Consider the following 19,197-nt stretch of genomic DNA (forward strand, 5'->3'; position numbering starts at 1 on the left):
TATGCCAAATATAAGCACGGAAACATTAGAACATTTAAAGAAAATAAAACAAACATTAGTTGAAAAAAAATGTGACCAAATACAATTTTTGGATCTAAAGGATGTACATTCCTACTTATCTTTATTTGTAATCGCCACAGTCAAAACAGAAACACAAGGAAGATCTTGTGCCAAAGACATTGATAAATACATGAAACCATTGAAACTCGCAGTCAAACGTCAAAATTTCGCTGACTTACCGAAAGATGCCACTGGTTGGATCTTACTCGATTATGGCGAAATTTGTGTACATATCATGACGGACGAAATGCGGAATTATTATTCATTGGATCGGCTTTGGGGAGATGCAACTCCTATTTTGATATAAGGTGGAAGGCTTCTTCCCAAGTATCCGTTGGCAATTCACACTGAAAGTTTTGGCATACATAATAACGCACTCCATCACCGGCATCACGCCCATTTAATATACCTAAATCAAGTTCTAAGGACCGGCTCACATCCTCCGAGAGGACAAGCCAAATGAGTGTGGGGTCGTTCAAAGAACTTAAGTTTTTTCGGATCTCATTCATTTTTTCCTCAGATTGATTCCGATGGAGTACAATGACTACTTTGGATGGTGTTTGGAATTTCTGAAAGGCAGACAACATTGATGGATAACTCAATGAATTTTGAGTGAGCTCTGGCAAAAAATAGGAAAATATCGCATTCGCTTTTTTTAGAATGTCCGCATGTAAAAACCCGAGTGAATGTAAAAAGTAAAAAATATGTAGGATTGTTGAGTTCCCTGATGGCTCCACTCCGTCATACCCATCGATTGTCCGAGCGATTAATTCTTCATCCCCCGCTGCCGATTCAAAATATGGTCCCATATCTGATAAAAAATGTGTTTCTACATATTTGAATATTTGTAGGCCTTGCAAAAAATATTGTTTATCACCAACTAACTGAAATAAACGAAATGAAACCCATATGAGTTCTGAGTAGTCTGGTAACGTACCAAAAAATTTTGTTTCTCCCTCTCTAAATCTTCTATAAACAGACCCATCTTCTTTCACTAAATATGTGAATAAGAATTCATAAATTGTTTTGGATTGGTTGAGAAAAAGTGGGTCTCCCGTTGCCTCAAAACTGGCAAGTAATGCTCGAATCCATAAACAGTTCCAGGAAGTTAAAATTTTATCGTCACGTAAGGGACGAATGCGCTGGTTTCGCAATTGATACAAAATTTCTTTGGATCTTTCTAACTTGATTTTGAATCCATCCTTAAAATGGATTCCTTCTTGGTACGGATTTTTACCCTTAATCGCAACATTCAAAATGTTTTGGTTGTTTTCAAAATTTCCTTCTTCGGTAACATTCCAATATCCGATCACTTCCTCCTCAGTTAACTCGGAAAGGATTTCTGATTCTTTCCATAGATAAAATTTTCCTTCTTCTCCTTCTGAATCCGCATCTTCAGCACTGGCAATCCCACCAATGTCTAAACGCATGTCCCTTTGGATGTATGAAATGATCTCCATTAATGCTTCTAAAAAGAAAATTTCTCCCGTGATTTGATAGAGTTTGGCTAAAAATTCCACATACAAGGCATTATCGTATAACATCTTTTCAAAGTGAGGTACAAGCCATTCATGGTCTGTCGCATAACGATAAATCCCTCCTCCCACCTGATCATAAATCCCACCCGATTTCATCGCATACCCAGTATTATACGCCATCTCCAAGGCACGGTTGTCTTTATGAATGGAATAATAATCTAATAAAAAAATTAGGGCCATACTAGGAGGAAATTTATTTATTGTATTTGTTTTGAAACCAAAGAATTCCTGATCATAGACTTGCCAGTAACGATTGAAATTTTGAACAAGAATTTCAGTTCCAGGAACCTTTCCATCATTTGTTCTTGTTTGGTTCTCTCTTAGATAATTACTTAATTCATTCGCCGCTTGTAAAAGTTCCCCTTTTTGTTCCTTCCAAGCTTTGGTCACAAGCCGTAAAACTTCTTTGAAACTTCTTTTTCCATAACGATTTTCGGGTGGAAAATAAGTCCCACCAAGGATGGGTTCTTTTTCTGGGGTCAGAAACATATTCAGAGGCCATCCGCCTTGGGTCCCCATGGCATGTAAGGCATCCATATAAATTTTATCAATGTCGGGACGTTCTTCTCTGTCTAACTTGATGCATACAAAATCACGGTTTAACACTTCTGCTGTGGAAATGTCTTCAAAGGATTCACGTTCCATGACATGGCACCAGTGGCAGGTAGAATAACCGATGGATAAAAGGATGATTTTATCTTCTTTTTTAGCTTTCTCGAAGGCTTCCGTCCCCCAAGGGAACCAATCCACAGGATTGTGTGCATGTTGTAACAAATAAGGACTTTTTTCATGAACCAATCGATTCGGTTTTTTAGACAAATTTGCCACAATCTTCTCCTAGAAAAGAAACTTTCCGAACCTATGTTTTTACAATTTCGGTTGATTGACAACATTGATTTTTTCATCTTGTTCCTGTAAGGGGTTTAAAAAAGTTTCCATTGAAAAGTCAAAATTTTATCCCCACACGTAACTTCACACATTCGCAAAAGTTGACCAGCTGGTTAATATCTTTAAGTTTATTAGGACTTCCCATTTTTGCTGATTCTGACTTTGACGAAGAAATCAAACGGATGCAACTGGCCCAGTGGGAAAATGGTGATGTTGTCCCTGAACCTTTACAAGGACCCGGACCCAAAAAACTTAGGCTCACCATTGCCCAGGCCATCGAACAGGTCATCGAAAACAATACCATTGTTCAAAATGCGAAGTTGGAAATTGTAAAAGCGGATAGCCCAGAATGGAAAAACGAATCTAAGTATTCTTGGAAAGCACTGGCAAGCATCCAATCCGCAAAACAAATCCTCCCAAATAACAGGAATAACCTCTTTGCAGGAACCATTCGTTCCCAAGATAAAATTTCTGCGGGGATTGAAAAACAATTCAAAACAGGAACGTATTTCAAAACGGAAATCAGCACCATCCGTTTTGACGTAAATGCCTTCGAAAATCCAGACCCCGCCACTGCTGGTTTTGCCAGTTTGCTTGCGGCACCTCCCATGTACACGGGAGCCGTTTCTGCTACACTTTCCCAAGAACTTCTCAAATATGGATTTGGCAAAAACGAAGAGGAAAAGGAAAAATTACTCAAAAACCAAACCCTTCTACTTAGAGAAAATTACATCAATATCTTAACGCAACTGGTCGTCAAAATCCTCGTCGACTACTGGTCACTCAGCATCGTTGATTCAAGAATCGCTACGTATGAGAAGGTTTCCAAAAACACTGAGGAGATTCGACGGTTAACTCTTCGCAAAACCGGACTTGGACTATCGGAAGGGTTTGAGGTCAACCAATGGAACCAGGCATATCTCAAAACCCAATCCTTATTGGAAAAAGCGAAAGTGGATCGAATCGAAGCAGAACGAAATTTGATCCGTATCTTAAACGTTGATACCGCATCTTCCATTGAAGGTGTGACCGACTTAAGTGAAACATTACCGACTGGAATCAATTTAAAATCAGATATCGCATACGCCTTAGCACATCGAACCGATTACCTCCTTCTCAAAAGGGAAAGAGAAATCGCAAAACTTGCCTTAAGCACGGCTCTTGCAGAAGATGATCCTTCCTTACTTGCCACCGTTACTTATAGTTCGATTGGACAAAACTTTTTATCCCCACAGGAAAATTTCATCGCAAGGCAACGCGGAGTGACTTCCTTTATGTTTCCGCAAATTACGGCTGAATTAAAGATGTCCTATCCTTTATGGGATTTGGGAATCAAAGCATCCATTCGTGATGCAGAAACGAATTTAAAAGTAAATGAATTAAAGATCCAAAACTTGGAACAAGAGATTGAACAAGAAATTGTGACAAGACAAGAAGCCTTGATTGCAAGTCATGCTCTTCTCAAAGACTTACAAAAAACCAAAAGGGAAACTGAAATTTTTTACAATGGTTTGATGGAACGTTTTCGACAAGGCCGTTATACTGCCGTGAACGTTAAAAATGCTCTCGATAGTTTGGCCAATACGGAACTTGCCGTCACCCAAGCTAAAATTAACTATAATATCAATTTGGTACGTTATGAATTGGCGAAAAATTCACTGTTTGAAAAGTATGGACTGGATTTATATTCTATTTTAGAAGAAGTAGAAAAACGTGCCAAACTCGAAACAGATAAATTATGAAATCCTTACCCACACATAGAAAAGATGAAATGGTTCGTTACCGGAGAACCTTTCATCAAAACCCAGAACTTAAATACGAAGAAAAAGAAACAGCAAGGTTTGCCAAAGAACATCTAGAATCTCTTGGTTTCCAAGTAGAAGATGGAATCGCAGAAACAGGCCTAGTTGCCTTATTTGATTCAGGAATTCCAGGCAAAACCATTCTCGTTCGTGCTGACATGGATGCCCTACCGATCCACGAAGAAAATTCCCATACTTACAAAAGCCGAAATGAAGGGAAAATGCATGCATGTGGACATGACGGACATACGAGCATTTTACTGGCGTTATCCTCTGATCTAAAAATAGATTTCAAAAGTTTTGTTCCCAAGGGAAAAGTTTTACTTTGTTTCCAACCAGCAGAAGAAGGTGGATCTGGTGCCGACAGAATGATTGAATCTGGAATTCTAGATCGATACCATGTTGATGCTGTATTTGCCTTACATGTATGGAACCATATTCCATTAGGGAAAGTGGGTGTGGTAAATGGAACAATGATGGCATCGGTTGATGAGTTTAAAATCACAATCCAAGGAACTTCTGGCCATGGAGCCATGCCCCAACATACAGTTGATCCAATTGTTGTTGGAAGTCATTTGGTTGCCGCATTGCAAACGTTAGTATCAAGAAATGTGGATCCTCTGGAACCATGTGTAGTTACAGTTGGTTCGTTTCATTCCGGAAATGCATTTAACGTCATTCCAGAATCAGCCGTCCTTCATGGAACCGTCCGAACATATTCCAAATCAGTTTACGAAATGATCCCAGAAAGAATGAGACAACTTACCAGCCAAGTTGGCGCTGGATTTGGTGCAAAAATCACACTTGATTACAAACGAATCGATAAACCCACAATCAATGATCCAGTTATGGCTGATGTGGTTCGAAAGGCTGCAAAAACAGTATTAGGAGACCATTGCCTTACGGAAGAAAATACGAGAACCATGGGTGGCGAAGATTTTTCTGCATTTCTTATGCAAAGACCTGGATGTTATTTTTTTATTGGATCTCGAAACGAGGAGAAAGGATTTGTCCACCCTCACCACAGCTCATTTTTTGATTTTGATGAAGACGCACTTCCCATCGGTCTTTCGGTGATGAAGGAAGTGGTCAAAACCTATCTCCAAGAATTTTAATAAATTTTTTCTTGCGAAAAAAACCTAAGAATCTATTAGTTAGATATCTAACCAATTAGAGGGAATTATGATTAGTTTCGAACTCAATGACGGAATCGGATTGATAAAACTTGCGATCAATGAAAAGAACAGTTTTTCCAATGAATCATTTTTGAATTTAAAAAAAGTAATCCAATCGGCAAAAGAATCCAATGCAAAAGTTGTCGTATTACGAAGTGAATCCAGTGGTTCATTTTCATTGGGACTTGATCTCACAACTGTAAGCACAATGGATATGACAAAGGACCTTGCCCCATTTTTGGAATTATTTTACCACAATCTCACGGAACTTTACCAGCTCGAGGTGCCAACCATTGCAGAAGTTTCAGGACATGCTTTAGGTTATGGTGCGATGCTTGCTTTGGTTTGTGACTATCGATTTGGAACTGCAGACATTCGTTTTGGATTACCGGAAGTAAAAATTGGAATCCAAGTCCCTTCCTTTGTGTATGCACTGATGGGGGAAGCTGTCGGTTACGACGTTGCCAAACGGCATGTTTTACTTGGTGATGCGTTCAAAGCAAAAGAAATGCCTACTTTATTTGAAGAAATTACAGATTCAGAAGAAGATCTAAGGAAAAAATCAAAATCCTTACAAACAAAACTGAAAAAAAATTCTTACAGTGCGATGAAGGATACCAAAAAAGGAATCTTACATGTTCACAAACCACTTCTTGATTTAGTGAAAGATGATATGAAAAACACAATTAGTAGCATCCAATCTCCAGATGCAAAGGAAGGAATTTCCGCATCAGTAGAAGTGAGAAGACCTGTGTTTACATCTTAAACATTCACACGATTCCCCTTCGATTCCGTATGTGTTTATAAATTTCATCGAGGATAGGATACAAAATATCCTCGTTTTCTTTTGATATCCCCCAAGTCTGCAAAGATAGAAGTTTAGCAGAAATCGTAACAATTTTTTTTCTGATTTTTTTTCCTTCTTTGGAAAGAAGTATCGCCCACTCTCTCCCGTCACTGGGCGAAGGGTTTCGATCCACCAAACCTTCTTTGACCAAACGGTTCACAAGAACCGTACACGTTGGTTTTGTTTTTTCAATGGTTTTGGCAATTTGAGTCATATTGATGGGTTTTGATGTTCGGATCAAAAATGTAAGAATTTCAAAGTGGGAAGTAGTGAGTCCTGGAAAGCCTAGTTTTTCCATTTCCGTTCGAACAATGTCTGCAATTTCAGAACTAATGCGATCAAAATATCGGACGGATCGAAAGCGTTTTGGGAGTTCTCTTGCCATGGAACGATTGAATCTACTACGATTTCAAAGCTTCAATTTCAGAAACTTCTTTTGGAATCGATTCTGTTAAATTGATTGGTTCTTTTCCATTGATGAGGATATCATCTTCAATACGAATTCCTATGCCCCGAAATTCTTTTGGTATTGAATCATCACTTGGATCAAAATACAATCCAGGTTCAACTGTGACCACTTGCCCATCCTTTAAGGGTCTTGACTTTCCATCTATAAAATACCTACCAACATCATGGACATCCATTCCTAAATAATGCCCAGTTCGATGCATATAAAACTTTTTGTAGGTTTCTTTTTCTAAAATTTCATCGAGATTCCCTTTTAAAAAACCCATCTCACGTAAACAATCTGCAAGGAAACGAACCGTTTTTTCATGTACTTCATTGAATGGAATTCCAGTTACGGATTGACGAATCGCATTCTTTTGAGCATACAATACAACTTCATAAATTGTCTTTTGCGCGTCTGAAAACTTTTTCCCAACAGGAAAAACACGGGTTACGTCCGCCGTGTAATAATTCCATTCCGCACCAGAATCCACTAATACCAAATCACCATCTAACAAACGATCATCGTTATTAACATAATGTAAGATACATGCGTTTTTACCGGATGCTACAATATGACCATACCCACCACCAATCGATCCATATTTTAGGTATTCTTGTTCAAGTAAAGCTTCCAATTCATATTCATACAACCCGGGTTTACTTTCTCGCATGATACGCATATGTCCAAATTTTGTAATCTCGGCAGCATTTTTTAGAATTTGGATTTCTTCTTTGGATTTGATGAGTCGTTCTTCGTGTAAAAAATAAGGGTGTTCGATACGATGTGGTCCAAATTTCCCTTCCCTTGCTCTTTCCGAAAGATTTTTACATTCCTGTAATAGTTCACGATCCCTGTCGGGATTTTCTCCAAAAAAATAATATAAGGTATGATTCCCAATGAGAATTGCTGATTTTTGTTTGTCCCAATCGTTCAAATCATATGTAAAATCCAAATCTAACATGGATTTGATTTTATCTTTGCCTAAACGAATCCCTGTCCAAATTTCCCTTTCTTTGTCTTTGGGCAAACAGAACATCCCAACTGCATCAGAAGTTAAAACAAAAATTGAATCCTCTTCTCTAACCCCTGTTAGGTAATAAAAATCGGAATTTTGTCTGAATTTATATTCAACGTCTCGATTTCTAATTTTGTGAGTTGCTGCAAATAAGATTAATATTTCGCCCTTTTTTAGCTTTTTTTGGACTTTCCGAATTCGTTTTTGAAATAGTCCTGCATCGAATTCATTCGATTTCATAACCGGTAGTTTCATGTCTTAATCACTTCCTCGAGTGCTTCAAAAATACGTACTGGATTTTGATCCAACATACACCGAAAATGCCCTTCTGGGCAAACCCTACCTCCGTGAATGCCACATGGTCTGCAGTTTAATCCATTCACTTCCATAATACGGTGTTTGTCAGACAAACTTCCATAACCAAACGCCGGTATTGTGGCGCCATAAATCATCACTGTAGGTGTATTAAAGGCAGATGCAAAGTGAATGGGACTCGAATCATTCGAAAGAATGGCAGTCGCATTTTGGATCCAAACCATAAGTTCTTTTAAACTCGTTTGGCCAACAAGTGATAACAACCTTTCCCTTTCTTTTAATTCAAGTGGCTCTGTTTTCATCAAACGGAAAATATGATTCTGAATCTCTATATCTGCCTTACTTCCGATGAGGATCACAGTTTCATTTCGTTTTCGCAAGATTTGAGTGATGACACTGACAAATTTTTCTTCAGGCAACCGTTTTGTTTCCCACAAGGATGACGGGGCAATGAGGATATAACCCGAGTCATTTTTTATGAGTTTTGATTTTTTGAGAGCAAAACTCGATTCTTCCTCGGTACCTGGATACAAGTAAGGTTGCCTTTCCCTTCCCGTTGGAAAATCATAAGGTTCAAATAAGAGAGAAAATAATTTTTCCACTTCATGAGGACCTTGTTTGGGTCTTTGGATTACCTTCGTGTGCAAAAAAGAAAATCCCGATTCCTTATAACCAATGCGAATGGGTGCCTTTGTAAAAAAGGAAATGAGGCTCGATCGATAGGAAAAATGAGGAGAGTAAACCTTATCAAATCTTTCTGATCTTAATTTTTTAACAAATTTTAGGAAAAAAAAGGGATTCTTTTTGATCCTTTTTTTATCCAAACACCAAACTTTAGTTATGTCAGGATTTTGGTCTAGGACCGACTCCGTACCCAAATTGACTAAGACATGGATTTCGCTTTCCTTGTGTTCCATTTTCACAGCATGGAAAAAGGAGGTCGATAGGATCAAATCTCCTAAAAAAGCGGTTTGGATGATCAGTATTTTTTCAGGCATCAGACTCTTTCTAATATCGACACAAAGTTGTTTGTAGCTAGTCCACCTATACTTTGTGCTACTGCCAACCGCTTTTCGGGCCATTCAGAAAAGAAGCGGCAAAGTTCTACAATCTGTGCAAGACCGGAAGCACCGACTGGATGACCCCTCGATTTAAGCCCACCAGAGGCGTTGATAGGAAGTTTCCCCTTGGGATGGGTGAGACCAGCTTTAACTTGGAACAGGGCCTCCCCTCGTTTGAAAAAACCAGCATCCTCAGCCCCTACGAGCTCAAAAGGAGTGAAGGCATCGTGTAATTCCGCAAAATGAATGTCGTTTGGGTCCACCCCTGCTCCTTCATATGCTTTGGAAAAGGCAATGCGATTGGCTAAAAAACTGGGCTCAGCCGAGGAAAGAAAGGGAGCCGTGCCAGATCCCATCCCACGCACCAGAATGGAACTTGGATCCTTTGAAAGAATGAGAGCCGCAGAACCATCCGAAAGTGGAGATATATCATAGAGACCCAAGGGACTCGCGATTTTTGGTTGGTTTTCGTATTCCTCAATGGTTAGATTTTTTTTGATATGGGCTTTTGGATTTTGTAGGCCATTGTCGTGGAGTTTTTTCGCAATCGCAAATAAGTCCTCTTTCGAATATCCATACTCATGAAGGTAACGATTGGTAATCATGGCTCCACCTTGTGCCATTGACATTCCCAATTTTTTTTGAGAGTCAGAGAGGACTGAGCCTAACAACAAATTACTTTCCTCACGATTCAATTGTGACATGAGTTCTGTTGCAATCACGAGACCATGATCATAACGACCACTGAGAATTAAATTCACTCCCAATTGAAAGGCTGAAGCCCCAGAAGACGAAGCCGTTTCCATCCGAATGGAATAAACATCTTTGAGACCGAGCCTTGCTGCTATTTTTGCAGAGAGATGGTATTCCTTGTTATAAGAATCAGGTGAAAAACTTGCATAAATAATGAACTGAATTTTGTGAGATTGAAACTCATGTACAGATTGTTTTGCGGTGGCATAAGACAAATCTAATTGAGAACCTTTATGTTTACCGAATACACTGAGTGATGGATTGTGAATGTAAACTTTCTTCATTCGAATATAGTTTCCGCTTGCCTATTCCATGAAAACCAATTATCTTTCCAATTGAACCGATAAAAAGAGGTCACCCATATGAAGGGAAATAAAGAAGTAATCGACATATTAGCAGAAGTTCTCTCAGCAGAACTCACAGCCATCAATCAGTATTTTATTCATGCAAAACTTTGTAAAAATTGGGGGTATTTGGAACTCGCAGAATACCTTCGAAAAGAATCCATCGAAGAAATGAAACATGCGGATGAGATCATGGAACGCATATTGTATTTTGACGGAATCCCTGACTTACAAAAATACATGAAAATCAATGTAGGCCAATCTGTTCCAGAAATGTTAAAACATGACTTACAATTGGAATACAGTGCTGTCGAACGTCTGAACCGAGGCATTGACATCTGCGTTTCTGCAAAAGACAACGGAACCCGTGAACTTTTAGAAAAAATCCTTGTTTCGGAAGAAGAACACATCGATTGGATTGAAACACAAAACTCAATCATCGAAGCCATTGGATTGCCAAACTACTTGGCTCAAAAATTAGGAGATTCGGAATAAAACCTACTCACCCCACCTACCATGCCATCTGCGGAGAGGGTCTTTCTCCGCTTTTGGAACAAGAAATCCTTTCCTTCCATCTCAAGATAAATAATTCGAATCGAGGTGGTGTTTTCTTTTCTGGAAAAAAAGAAGATGTCATCCAATTTGCCATTCATACTAAATTTGCCTCTCGTGTGAACCTGCAGTTGTTACACGAGAATGCCCAAAACTATGATGAATTTTATTCCAAAGCAATCGAACTACCATGGGAAAAATACATTGGTCCAGGTGTCAGTTTTAGCATCGATGCAGAAACAAAAGACAAACTGAAAAACTCTGAATTTTCGATGCATCGAATGAAGGATGCCATCCTCGACAGATTACGAAGTCAAAAAGTAGCATTACCGGAAATTCAAAAACGAATGGCGGATGTAACCATTGTTGTTAGGTCACATACGGACAGGTTCAGCATCGAACTTTCGTTATCGGGTGATCCGGTAGGTAGACGTGGGTATCGTTTGCATGCTGGGAATGCTCCCGTTCGGGAACCAATCGCTCAAGCGATGTTAGAATTATCCGAATGGAAAGAAGGAGATACTTTGCTTGATCCCATGTGTGGGTCAGGCACAATTCTCATTGAAGCTGCTCTCAGGGAACGGCTGTATGGCGAAATCAATCGATTCTTGTTTGCAGAATCACCTATCTTTCAAATTTTATTCCCTACTTATGTTTTTTCAGAAAGGAAAAAAGAAAACCCCACCACACCACATTTATTCGGATTTGACATTGATCCAGAAGCCATTCGCATCGCAAAAGAAAATGCGTATGAAGCCGGTGTGGAAGACTTTATCAAATTTGAAGTGGGAGATTGTTTGGCATTAAAAAATGCATTTGGCTCAAAAGGCCATTTGGTGACCAATCCTCCCTATGGGGATCGGATTGGAAAACCGATGGAAGACTTACGAGAGATGTACTTTCAGTTTGGTCGGGTTTTAAAAAATGAATTTGGTGGTTGGAAGTTTACCGTCTTATGTGCTGATTTTTCATTATTCGGAAAATTTGGCTTAAAAGAAAACAAACATATCAGCCTCAAACATGCAAATCTAAAGGCAAAAATAGTCGATTATGAATTACGAGGGGGGAAATGAAATCAAAGGACATTCTAAGTCGAGTTTTTGAAATCACAAGAGACCCAAGGGATGGACTTTTATTCTTAAAAGAATTCCAATCCCTTTCACCGGAATCATTTGCCATTCTTTATGCAGATTCAGAAACCATCTTTGAAAGTTCTGAGGCTTTATTTTCCGATTTAAAGCTCCTTTACCAATTGGATTTATTTCCCTTCGTAGTTTTGGAAGAGGATAGTTTCCAATACCTGAAGGTATTTTTCCCATTAGAACAAATGGCAACGAACGCGACCGATGATAAGTCCCTTGGTTTTTCTTATGAGATCATCGCACGAGAAAAACCATTGAAGGAAGCGGTTCGAGATTCTATTCAAAAGAAAAAAATTCCCATACTTTTATGGAATGATGAAACTGAAAAACTGGAAGCAGTTCTCGATCGGTGCCGTTCTATTTTAAATTCGGCAAAAATCATCTATGTATCCATTGATGGGCCGTTGAAAGATCCAAACTCTGGAAAAGTAAAATCAATCTTACAATTGGAAAACACATTCCAACTCCCAGCTGGATTCTCCATTACGGAAACACAAAAAGAATTTGTGCATTTGTCGGAAGGACTACTTTCCAAAATCGAAGATCCAAAATTTAGTATTGTACTCACTTCCCCGTTTACATTGTTAACAGAACTATTTACGGTCAAAGGAAGTGGAACACTTGTTAAAAGAAAAAACAAGATCCATAAATATGAATCAATGGATGGGGTCAATATGGAGCGTCTCTTCCAATTGATTGGAGAATCCTTTGGTAAAAAATTGAAACCTAATTTTTTCCAAACGCAATTTGATGTTTTATTTTTGGAAGAATCGTATCGAGCCTGCGCCTGGATGCAAAAAACTGAATTTGGTTACCTCCTCTCCAAATTTGCTGTGAATGGAGTGGCAAGGGGCGCGGGAGTGGGTCGCGATATTTGGGATCAAATCTTAGAAAACTGTAATCCTCTTTTTTGGAGGAGTAAACCTGATAACACCATCAACAAATGGTATATGTCCATCGCCCAAGGGATTGAAAAAGATGAAAACTGGTATTATTATTGGCTTGGTGTGGACCGCACGCTGATCCCAAAAATCATCGAACTTTTACAATCCCAACCAGAAGATTTTGAATCCAAACTCCCGTGAAAGATCAGAGTCCAATCATTTTAATTTATGACGGAAATTGTTCCTTTTGTACGAATCTTGCAAAAGCGATTGAATCAAAATCGATAAATCCAATTCAAATCCTCTCTTATCATACAATCCCTGAGGAAAATTTAAAAAAGATCCATATCCAACTGACAACAGAAAGGTGTCGTGGTGAGGTACAAATCATTCAAAATGGAAATCGTTATCCCGGATTTTTTGGACTCAGAGTTCTCCTTTGGAATGTAAAACGATACCGGTATATTGTTTGGATCCTATATTTACCTCTCGTTCCCTTTTTAGGAATGATGGTACTTTCGATTCTCAAACGGACAAGGTATTGGATTGGTTAAATTCTTTTTTGTCCAAATTGGATAATCCAGAATAAAAATCTTTCCTTGCCTCCAATGCCAATCGATTCCCTTCCGCCACCTGGTGTTTGGATTCTTCCGTATGACAAACGTTTGCGATCAGATCAAACATACGTTTGCTATGCCCTTCGTCTGCATCTAAATTGACTTGGAAAAACTTACCTTCCGGTAAACCCATCTCCCATTTTAATTTTTGATACGCATCTGCAATTTGTGAATATTCCAGTTTTAACAAATATTCATTGGCAGGGCCCAAAGCACCTAAACCGTAAAAGAATCCTAAGTCGATCACTGCTTGCATCTTCTCCAAATAGGTCTTAGTTTCTGGTAACATTTTGTGAGCGAAAAAATCAAAGTGTAAAGATTTCAAAAATTCAGTAAGAATGGAAACGTGAGTCTCCTCTATTTTACCTTCGCCTAACTCTTCCCAAATGTTCTCAACAAGGATAATTTTTGCGTTTTGGTCCCTTGTTTTTGCCGCCACAAGTAGAAACCAATCGACAAAACCAATAGAGACAAAATATTCCTGGCTTAACCAAAGTAACAAATCGTCAAAACTAAACTTTAGTTTTCTTTCTTTTAACCATTTTGATTGCAAAACGGGATGGGTTTCTACGTCATTTTTTAAAGTTTGAATGAAGTTGTTCATAATTGGTCCTTTCCATATTGGAACCGTTTCTGTGTAAAAAATTCTTCAAATCCTAGTTCCAATGAATATTGAAGAAGTTCAGAATAAGACCTTCCTGATCTTTCCCATAACAAAGGCAAGGTGGAGTAAATATGAGAGAAACCAGGAGTCGCATTGGCTTCTAAAAAAAAGGGTTTCTCATTTTCTAATTTAAAATCGATTCGCAGATACCCGGAAGAGCCTAATCGTTCTGCAATTTGTAAGGAGATCGATTCTATCTGACTACATAAATGATTTGGTAAGTCAAAATCTAGGGATTCTAAAAATTCAGATTTTGATTTGATCCCTTCATGATAAACTCCGCTAGGAGTTTTGACATAGGCAATCGGTAATACTTGGTAGTTTCCTTGGTTCCCCATAATACCAACAGTCACTTCTTCTCCCGAAAGGTAAGGCTCAACAAGTAAAGGTGAAAATGTCTCTAATAGTTTTGGAACTTGTGTATCCCAATCGTCTTTCGAATGGATCACATTCGCATCCGTAATCCCTAAACTGGAACCTTCTCCATTGGGTTTGACAAAAAGAGGATACGAAATCCTTGGTAATTCCGATTCCGAATCAATCAATTGTGAGACTAGTGTTGGAATTCCAAACGAAGCTAAATACAATTTGGTTTTGTATTTGTCTAATGTCAATGTTTGGACGGCCGCATGACTTCCTGTATGTGGAATCCCTAAATATTCGCATAACGCAGGAATATACGCTTCTCTTGATGGTGATAAATACCCTTCAATGAAATTCCATACGATCCAATTCTTTCGATTGGATTTAGGAATCCCAGCGAGTGCGGAGGTGATTTCTGTTGGATGGTTTAAAACCACAACATCATAACCTAATGATTGAATCGTTTTTTCCATGTGAAGGATGGTTTCTTCCGATTCCCATTCTTGGGAAAGTTTTGGATGTTGTTTGTCGTAGATATCACAAGCGATGAGAACAGTTTTCATCTTGGTTTCCATTTCTCCCATTCTTCATCTGAGATTTTTGGATAATAAGATTCCTTGTTTGAACCAATTGGTTCAAAAGAGAAATGGATCTTTTTTGTCACAGCAGATCGGAAAACATGTTGTCTCGTTTTTGGATAGAAACCTAAATACCAGTTGGCACCAATTGTGATTTTACCACCCCCACCAGGTAAATCGTTCACAAACTGAGGAATCCCCATCCCACCAATTTTCCCTCGCATGTATTCTACGATTTCTATGCCACGTGCCAGAGGTGTACGAAAACCTCGAGAACCAGGAATGAGTTCTGGGTCATATAAGTAATAGGCCCTCACACGCATTTCTAATAACTTCTTATGAAGTGTTAACATGGTTTCTTCATCATCATTAATTCCTTTGAGTAAAACCGCTTGGTTCCCAACAGAAACTCCCACCTTTAATAACTTAAGGATCGCTTCTTTTGTTTCCTTTGTGCATTCTTTTGGATGATTGAATTGAGTGTTACAAAAAATGGATAAATTGTCATCATTGTATTTTTCGATGATTTGACAAATGGCATCTGTTATGCGAAACGGAAGTGTGACAGGATTTCGTGTTCCCAATCGGCAAATTTTTACATGGGGGATTTGGTTGAGTTCTTTTAAAATCCATTCAATCCGAAGATCCGCAAGGTTCAAAGGATCACCCCCACTCACGACAACATCTTCTATCTCAGGATGATTTCTGATATAGTCAAAGGCAGATTCCAAATCCGATTTTTCCATCCTTTCTTCATTCGATGAAACCTTCCTTCCGCGCATACAATGACGGCAATACACACTGCACGAGTGATTCGAAAATAAAAGGACTCGATTCGGATACATATGAGTGAGCCCACGAACAGGGCTTAACCTTTCTTCTTCCAAAGGATCTGCACTTTCCTCCAAAGAAAAAATGGCTTCTTCCTTTGTTGGAACAATCATCCTACGAATCGGGCAATTCGGGTCACTTGGATCTGACAAAGATAAATAATATGGGGTTGTCGAGACAAGGAGTCGGATTGTGTTTTGGATCCCCACACGTTCTGAATCAGACAAGACAAAATAACGCGCGAGATCTTCTCCCTTCACACGGTTTTGAAGTTGTGAGGTGGGGTCGTTCCAATTTGTCCTAGAAAACAATTCTTCTCTGGCCCGAAGAACTTCTGATAAACTGTTTTGCACGAGCATAAGATTTTATTCCTTACTTGCCAACAGACCACCAAATTCTTTTCTGGTGGTAATGCAAGAAAACCGCTTGGGGGAAATCCGAATGGTCGCCTTCGATGTCGATGGGACCTTATTTTCCTCAGAATCCATAATCTTTAAGACGTATGTGCAGGCAATCGAAGAGTTTGCAAAAAAAACAGGAAAAATTACGTCTTTGCCAACACATGATCAGATTATCAATGAAATTGGAAAACCAGTTCGGACCATCTTTGCAAACCTTCTCCCCTCGTTACCAGAGCCAGAACGTGACTCCATCTCTGGCAGAGTTTTAGATCTCCTTTGTGATTCCATTCGTAGCGGCGGTGGTGATTTTTATGCTGGGGTGGGATCGACCATCCACTACCTCAAAGAAAAAGGTTATACCATCACCTGTGCCTCCAATGGTAGAAAACCATACATCGAAACTGTCCTCGATACTGCTGGGGTATTACAATACTTTGAACCCATTGTGGTCATCAACCAAGAGACCATCCATACCAAGGGGGAAATCTTGGCTGAGTATATTCGCAAGTACAATCTTGAGCCCAGTTCCATCGCCATGATCGGTGATCGTCATAGTGATTGGGAGGCAGCAAGGCAAAATGGTTGTCCGTTCGGATTTTGCACCTATGGCCACGGAGTCCCTGGAGAAATCCCAGACTTTGATTGGAAATTTGAAGATTTAACAACTCTCAAAGAAATTTTTTAAATTCTAAATTCGAACCTACTCCGACATTGATAGTGTGGCGGTACTTCCCCAAATCCAAGAAGACAAATGGAAATCCTTACGCTATTTCCTTGGCGGGATCTTTTTTGTACTCGTCTTAATTGAAAAATCTATGGGGTTTGATCTAAAAACCACGGGAAATTTTTTTCCAAAACAAGGTTTCAAAAACATTGGGAAATTGACCGAAAAACCAAAATTCGCCGAACCTACAGACCCTTTCCAAAGTGAAAATTTTGAAGATGAATTGAATTGGGAAGAAGAAGTGTTCAATCATACTTATCCTTCAACTTCGAGCAAATCCAAACCAAACAAAATCGTTGATGATACCATTCCAGAGATCACCTTACCAGAAGACAGGTTCCCAGGAGCCGGAAAACGAATCCAAGCAGAACCAGGTTACCTTCCTGTTTACTTTTTAAAATTTTACGGTACGGGCAAAAATAGCCAGTCGCAACTTGTCAAACTCACACGGGAATTCCCAGGTGGGGACCCCATCGTTTTCCTATTCCAAGAATTGACAAAAGGCCCAAACGGTGAGGAAAAAACGAAGGGAGTTTTATCTGCCCTGACTAAAAAGATCCGAATTGATCCCAATTATCGTTTGGAAAATGGAATCCTCCACCTCTCCGTTTCCGAGGACTTCAATTATGGTGGGAGTATGGAAATCCTAAAAGACCGCTTGGACCAAATCACCTTCACTTATGTGGGCCATTTTGGAATCCAAGGAGTTGTACTATATACAAATGGGGAAAGAATCCGAAGCCTTGGCAGTGATGGTTTGTCTTTACCTGATGTCCTTGCCAAATCCCAACGAAAAGTGATTTTATTCTAATCCACTAAATGGTTTACAGAGAATCCACAAATTGTATCCTAAAGTCTGGTTTTCACCATGCGTAGGTATACCTTCAAACGATACGAATTTGTTTTGCGGAAATTATTTTTACGCCCTTATCACCCGGAGTTCATTACAACTAGTTTGGACGACATTGCCTCTTCACTTCAAATCTTTAGTGTGATGACGGCTGTGACATCTATCATTTCGCTTTTGTTTGTTGATTCACTCGTTCGTACAAAAGCAGCCAGTTTTTGGATCGCCTTTTTTAGAATTTCCTCTCTTGCCATTTGTTTTGCCGTTTATCTCTTAGCCAAACGGCGGATCAAACGTTATGAAAAATATATCTTACATATCACAAGTTTAGTTCTCATAGGACTTGTGACTTTGTATATTCCCATGATGGTATTTGATAATCCAAACCATGCCTATTATTTATTTGGTTCTGCCATTGTCATCGCGGGAGCCTCCATCTTACTTTGGTTAGAACCCATCCGAATATGTATCCTTTCCTTGCTTTATATTTCTGTTTTTATCCCATTACATTTAAATTACTCTCGGATCCAAGGATTTGATCGGTATTTCTTTTACCAAGATGTTCTTATCGTTTCCTTTTTATTAGCCTTTGGAATCGTTGCCAATTTTCTTATCAACTACTGGCGTTTTGAAGAATACCGTGTGAAAGACAAACTTCATATAACAGTGGGTAAACTACTTCGTATCAACCAAAAGATTGAAGACTTGTCCCGAGTGGATTCCATGACGGAACTCTTTAACAGAAGGCATCTTCTAGAACAATTTGATTTGTACAAAAAAAGATCACACCGAGAAGGATTTGTGATCGGACTTGTCATTTTGGATTTGGACAAATTAAAAACGATTAACGATCGTTATGGTCACAAACAAGGGGACCTTGCCATCCAAGCCTTTGCCAAAACCTTAAAGTCAAGGACAAGGATCACAGACATTGCGGCAAGGATTGGTGGGGATGAGTTTTGTTTGCTCGTCTCTCCCATTGACAAGGAAGGACTTCACACCTTAACCGAATCCATTCGGGGAAAGATGGAAGAATTAAAAATCCCGATCTATAATGCTCCGAATGAATCTCTCACTCTCACTGTCTCTATCGGAGGAACCCTTTTCCATCCAGAAGACGATCCTAGTTTTGATGAACTCTACCATAAAATCGACACAGCCCTCTACACATCCAAAAACGAAGGCAGAAACCGAATCACTTTACTGGAAATGTAAAAAAAAAGATCGACGGAATGTGGATTCAAAATCATACCAGTAAATGAGACTGATTCTCAGTTTATGTCCATTACGGATAAGGTGTAAAACTTACGAGATGGGGAGAACTCCCCCATCTTTTTTTTTAAAA

19 protein-coding genes are annotated in these 19,197 nt (G+C 39.1%); 11 read left to right on the forward strand and 8 right to left on the reverse strand.

What is annotated here, in order from left to right:
- Position 1 precedes the first annotated feature (1 nt).
- Complete coding sequence (gene rsfS, locus LEPBI_RS08805; protein WP_012388766.1) at positions 2-367, forward strand: ribosome silencing factor; 366 nt, start codon at positions 2-4, stop codon at positions 365-367.
- Here rsfS and LEPBI_RS08810 read toward each other — a convergent pair.
- Positions 354-2,426: a thioredoxin domain-containing protein gene (locus LEPBI_RS08810; RefSeq protein WP_012388767.1), complete on the reverse strand. Its 2,073-nt coding sequence runs from the start codon at positions 2,424-2,426 to the stop codon at positions 354-356. The two genes, rsfS and LEPBI_RS08810, sit on opposite strands and share 14 nt — an antisense overlap.
- 242 nt (positions 2,427-2,668) lie before the next feature.
- Here LEPBI_RS08810 and LEPBI_RS08815 point away from each other — a divergent pair, with 242 nt between their 5' ends.
- The 3 genes from LEPBI_RS08815 to LEPBI_RS08825 all read left to right on the forward strand — a co-directional run bounded on the left by LEPBI_RS08815 (position 2,669) and on the right by LEPBI_RS08825 (position 6,229).
- Complete coding sequence (locus tag LEPBI_RS08815) at positions 2,669-4,228, forward strand: TolC family protein (protein WP_041770009.1); 1,560 nt, start codon at positions 2,669-2,671, stop codon at positions 4,226-4,228.
- Entirely contained in the window at positions 4,225-5,403 is a 1,179-nt protein-coding gene (locus LEPBI_RS08820) for a M20 metallopeptidase family protein (protein ID WP_012388769.1), read from the forward strand. Before LEPBI_RS08815 ends, LEPBI_RS08820 begins: the two co-directional genes overlap by 4 nt.
- A gap of 67 nt (positions 5,404-5,470) precedes the next feature.
- Positions 5,471-6,229 carry an enoyl-CoA hydratase/isomerase family protein gene (locus tag LEPBI_RS08825; RefSeq protein ID WP_012388770.1) on the forward strand — a complete coding sequence of 253 codons (759 nt, stop codon included), beginning with the start codon at positions 5,471-5,473 and terminating at the stop codon, positions 6,227-6,229.
- 4 nt (positions 6,230-6,233) lie between these two features.
- Here LEPBI_RS08825 and LEPBI_RS08830 read toward each other — a convergent pair whose 3' ends face one another.
- The 4 genes from LEPBI_RS08830 to LEPBI_RS08845 are packed head-to-tail and all read right to left on the reverse strand — an operon-like array spanning position 6,234 to position 10,189.
- Complete coding sequence (locus LEPBI_RS08830) at positions 6,234-6,695, reverse strand: MarR family winged helix-turn-helix transcriptional regulator (protein WP_012388771.1); 462 nt, start codon at positions 6,693-6,695, stop codon at positions 6,234-6,236.
- A gap of 16 nt (positions 6,696-6,711) precedes the next feature.
- The gene (locus tag LEPBI_RS08835; protein WP_012388772.1) at positions 6,712-8,031 is read right to left on the reverse strand and encodes an aminopeptidase P N-terminal domain-containing protein; all 1,320 of its coding nucleotides are present in this window, start codon (positions 8,029-8,031) and stop codon (positions 6,712-6,714) included.
- Complete coding sequence (gene waaF, locus LEPBI_RS08840) at positions 8,028-9,089, reverse strand: lipopolysaccharide heptosyltransferase II (protein WP_012388773.1); 1,062 nt, start codon at positions 9,087-9,089, stop codon at positions 8,028-8,030. The genes LEPBI_RS08835 and waaF overlap by 4 nt, the downstream gene beginning before the upstream one ends.
- Positions 9,089-10,189 (reverse strand): thiolase family protein, encoded by a 1,101-nt coding sequence (locus tag LEPBI_RS08845; protein ID WP_012388774.1) that lies wholly within the window; start codon positions 10,187-10,189, stop codon positions 9,089-9,091. The genes waaF and LEPBI_RS08845 overlap by 1 nt, the downstream gene beginning before the upstream one ends.
- 78 nt (positions 10,190-10,267) lie before the next feature.
- On the opposite strand from LEPBI_RS08845, the gene bfr reads away from it, so the two are divergent.
- Genes bfr through LEPBI_RS08865 form a run of 4 tightly spaced genes read left to right on the forward strand, consistent with a single transcriptional unit; the run spans position 10,268 to position 13,381 of the window.
- Positions 10,268-10,744, forward strand: coding sequence for a bacterioferritin (gene bfr, locus LEPBI_RS08850; RefSeq protein WP_012388775.1), 477 nt, complete (start codon positions 10,268-10,270; stop codon positions 10,742-10,744).
- A 26-nt stretch (positions 10,745-10,770) separates the two neighbouring features.
- The gene (locus LEPBI_RS08855; RefSeq protein WP_420804599.1) at positions 10,771-11,874 is read left to right on the forward strand and encodes a THUMP domain-containing class I SAM-dependent RNA methyltransferase; all 1,104 of its coding nucleotides are present in this window, start codon (positions 10,771-10,773) and stop codon (positions 11,872-11,874) included.
- Positions 11,871-13,028 carry an acetylglutamate kinase gene (locus LEPBI_RS08860; protein WP_012388777.1) on the forward strand — a complete coding sequence of 386 codons (1,158 nt, stop codon included), beginning with the start codon at positions 11,871-11,873 and terminating at the stop codon, positions 13,026-13,028. Before LEPBI_RS08855 ends, LEPBI_RS08860 begins: the two co-directional genes overlap by 4 nt.
- A complete protein-coding gene (locus LEPBI_RS08865; protein ID WP_012388778.1) occupies positions 13,025-13,381 on the forward strand; it encodes a DCC1-like thiol-disulfide oxidoreductase family protein in 357 nt (118 codons plus the stop codon). Before LEPBI_RS08860 ends, LEPBI_RS08865 begins: the two co-directional genes overlap by 4 nt.
- Here LEPBI_RS08865 and LEPBI_RS08870 read toward each other — a convergent pair.
- From LEPBI_RS08870 to LEPBI_RS08880, 3 genes are read right to left on the reverse strand one after another with little or no spacing between them, the layout of a single operon-like run.
- Positions 13,353-14,048 (reverse strand): iron-containing redox enzyme family protein, encoded by a 696-nt coding sequence (locus tag LEPBI_RS08870; protein WP_012388779.1) that lies wholly within the window; start codon positions 14,046-14,048, stop codon positions 13,353-13,355. The two genes, LEPBI_RS08865 and LEPBI_RS08870, sit on opposite strands and share 29 nt — an antisense overlap.
- Positions 14,045-15,034, reverse strand: coding sequence for a D-alanine--D-alanine ligase family protein (locus tag LEPBI_RS08875; protein WP_012388780.1), 990 nt, complete (start codon positions 15,032-15,034; stop codon positions 14,045-14,047). Before LEPBI_RS08875 ends, LEPBI_RS08870 begins: the two co-directional genes overlap by 4 nt.
- Positions 15,031-16,239: a KamA family radical SAM protein gene (locus tag LEPBI_RS08880; protein ID WP_012388781.1), complete on the reverse strand. Its 1,209-nt coding sequence runs from the start codon at positions 16,237-16,239 to the stop codon at positions 15,031-15,033. The genes LEPBI_RS08875 and LEPBI_RS08880 overlap by 4 nt, the downstream gene beginning before the upstream one ends.
- An 82-nt stretch (positions 16,240-16,321) precedes the next feature.
- On the opposite strand from LEPBI_RS08880, the gene LEPBI_RS08885 reads away from it, so the two are divergent.
- From LEPBI_RS08885 to LEPBI_RS08895, 3 genes are read left to right on the forward strand one after another with little or no spacing between them, the layout of a single operon-like run.
- Positions 16,322-16,966, forward strand: a complete 645-nt coding sequence (locus LEPBI_RS08885) for an HAD family hydrolase (protein WP_226992738.1) — start codon at positions 16,322-16,324, stop codon at positions 16,964-16,966.
- Between the two features lie 34 nt (positions 16,967-17,000).
- Positions 17,001-17,816, forward strand: coding sequence for a GerMN domain-containing protein (locus LEPBI_RS08890; RefSeq protein WP_012388783.1), 816 nt, complete (start codon positions 17,001-17,003; stop codon positions 17,814-17,816).
- A 57-nt stretch (positions 17,817-17,873) separates the two neighbouring features.
- The gene (locus tag LEPBI_RS08895) at positions 17,874-19,067 is read left to right on the forward strand and encodes a GGDEF domain-containing protein (protein WP_012388784.1); all 1,194 of its coding nucleotides are present in this window, start codon (positions 17,874-17,876) and stop codon (positions 19,065-19,067) included.
- Positions 19,068-19,197 lie beyond the last annotated feature (130 nt).

The organism is Leptospira biflexa serovar Patoc strain 'Patoc 1 (Paris)' (assembly GCF_000017685.1).
GTDB lineage: Bacteria > Spirochaetota > Leptospiria > Leptospirales > Leptospiraceae > Leptospira_A > Leptospira_A biflexa.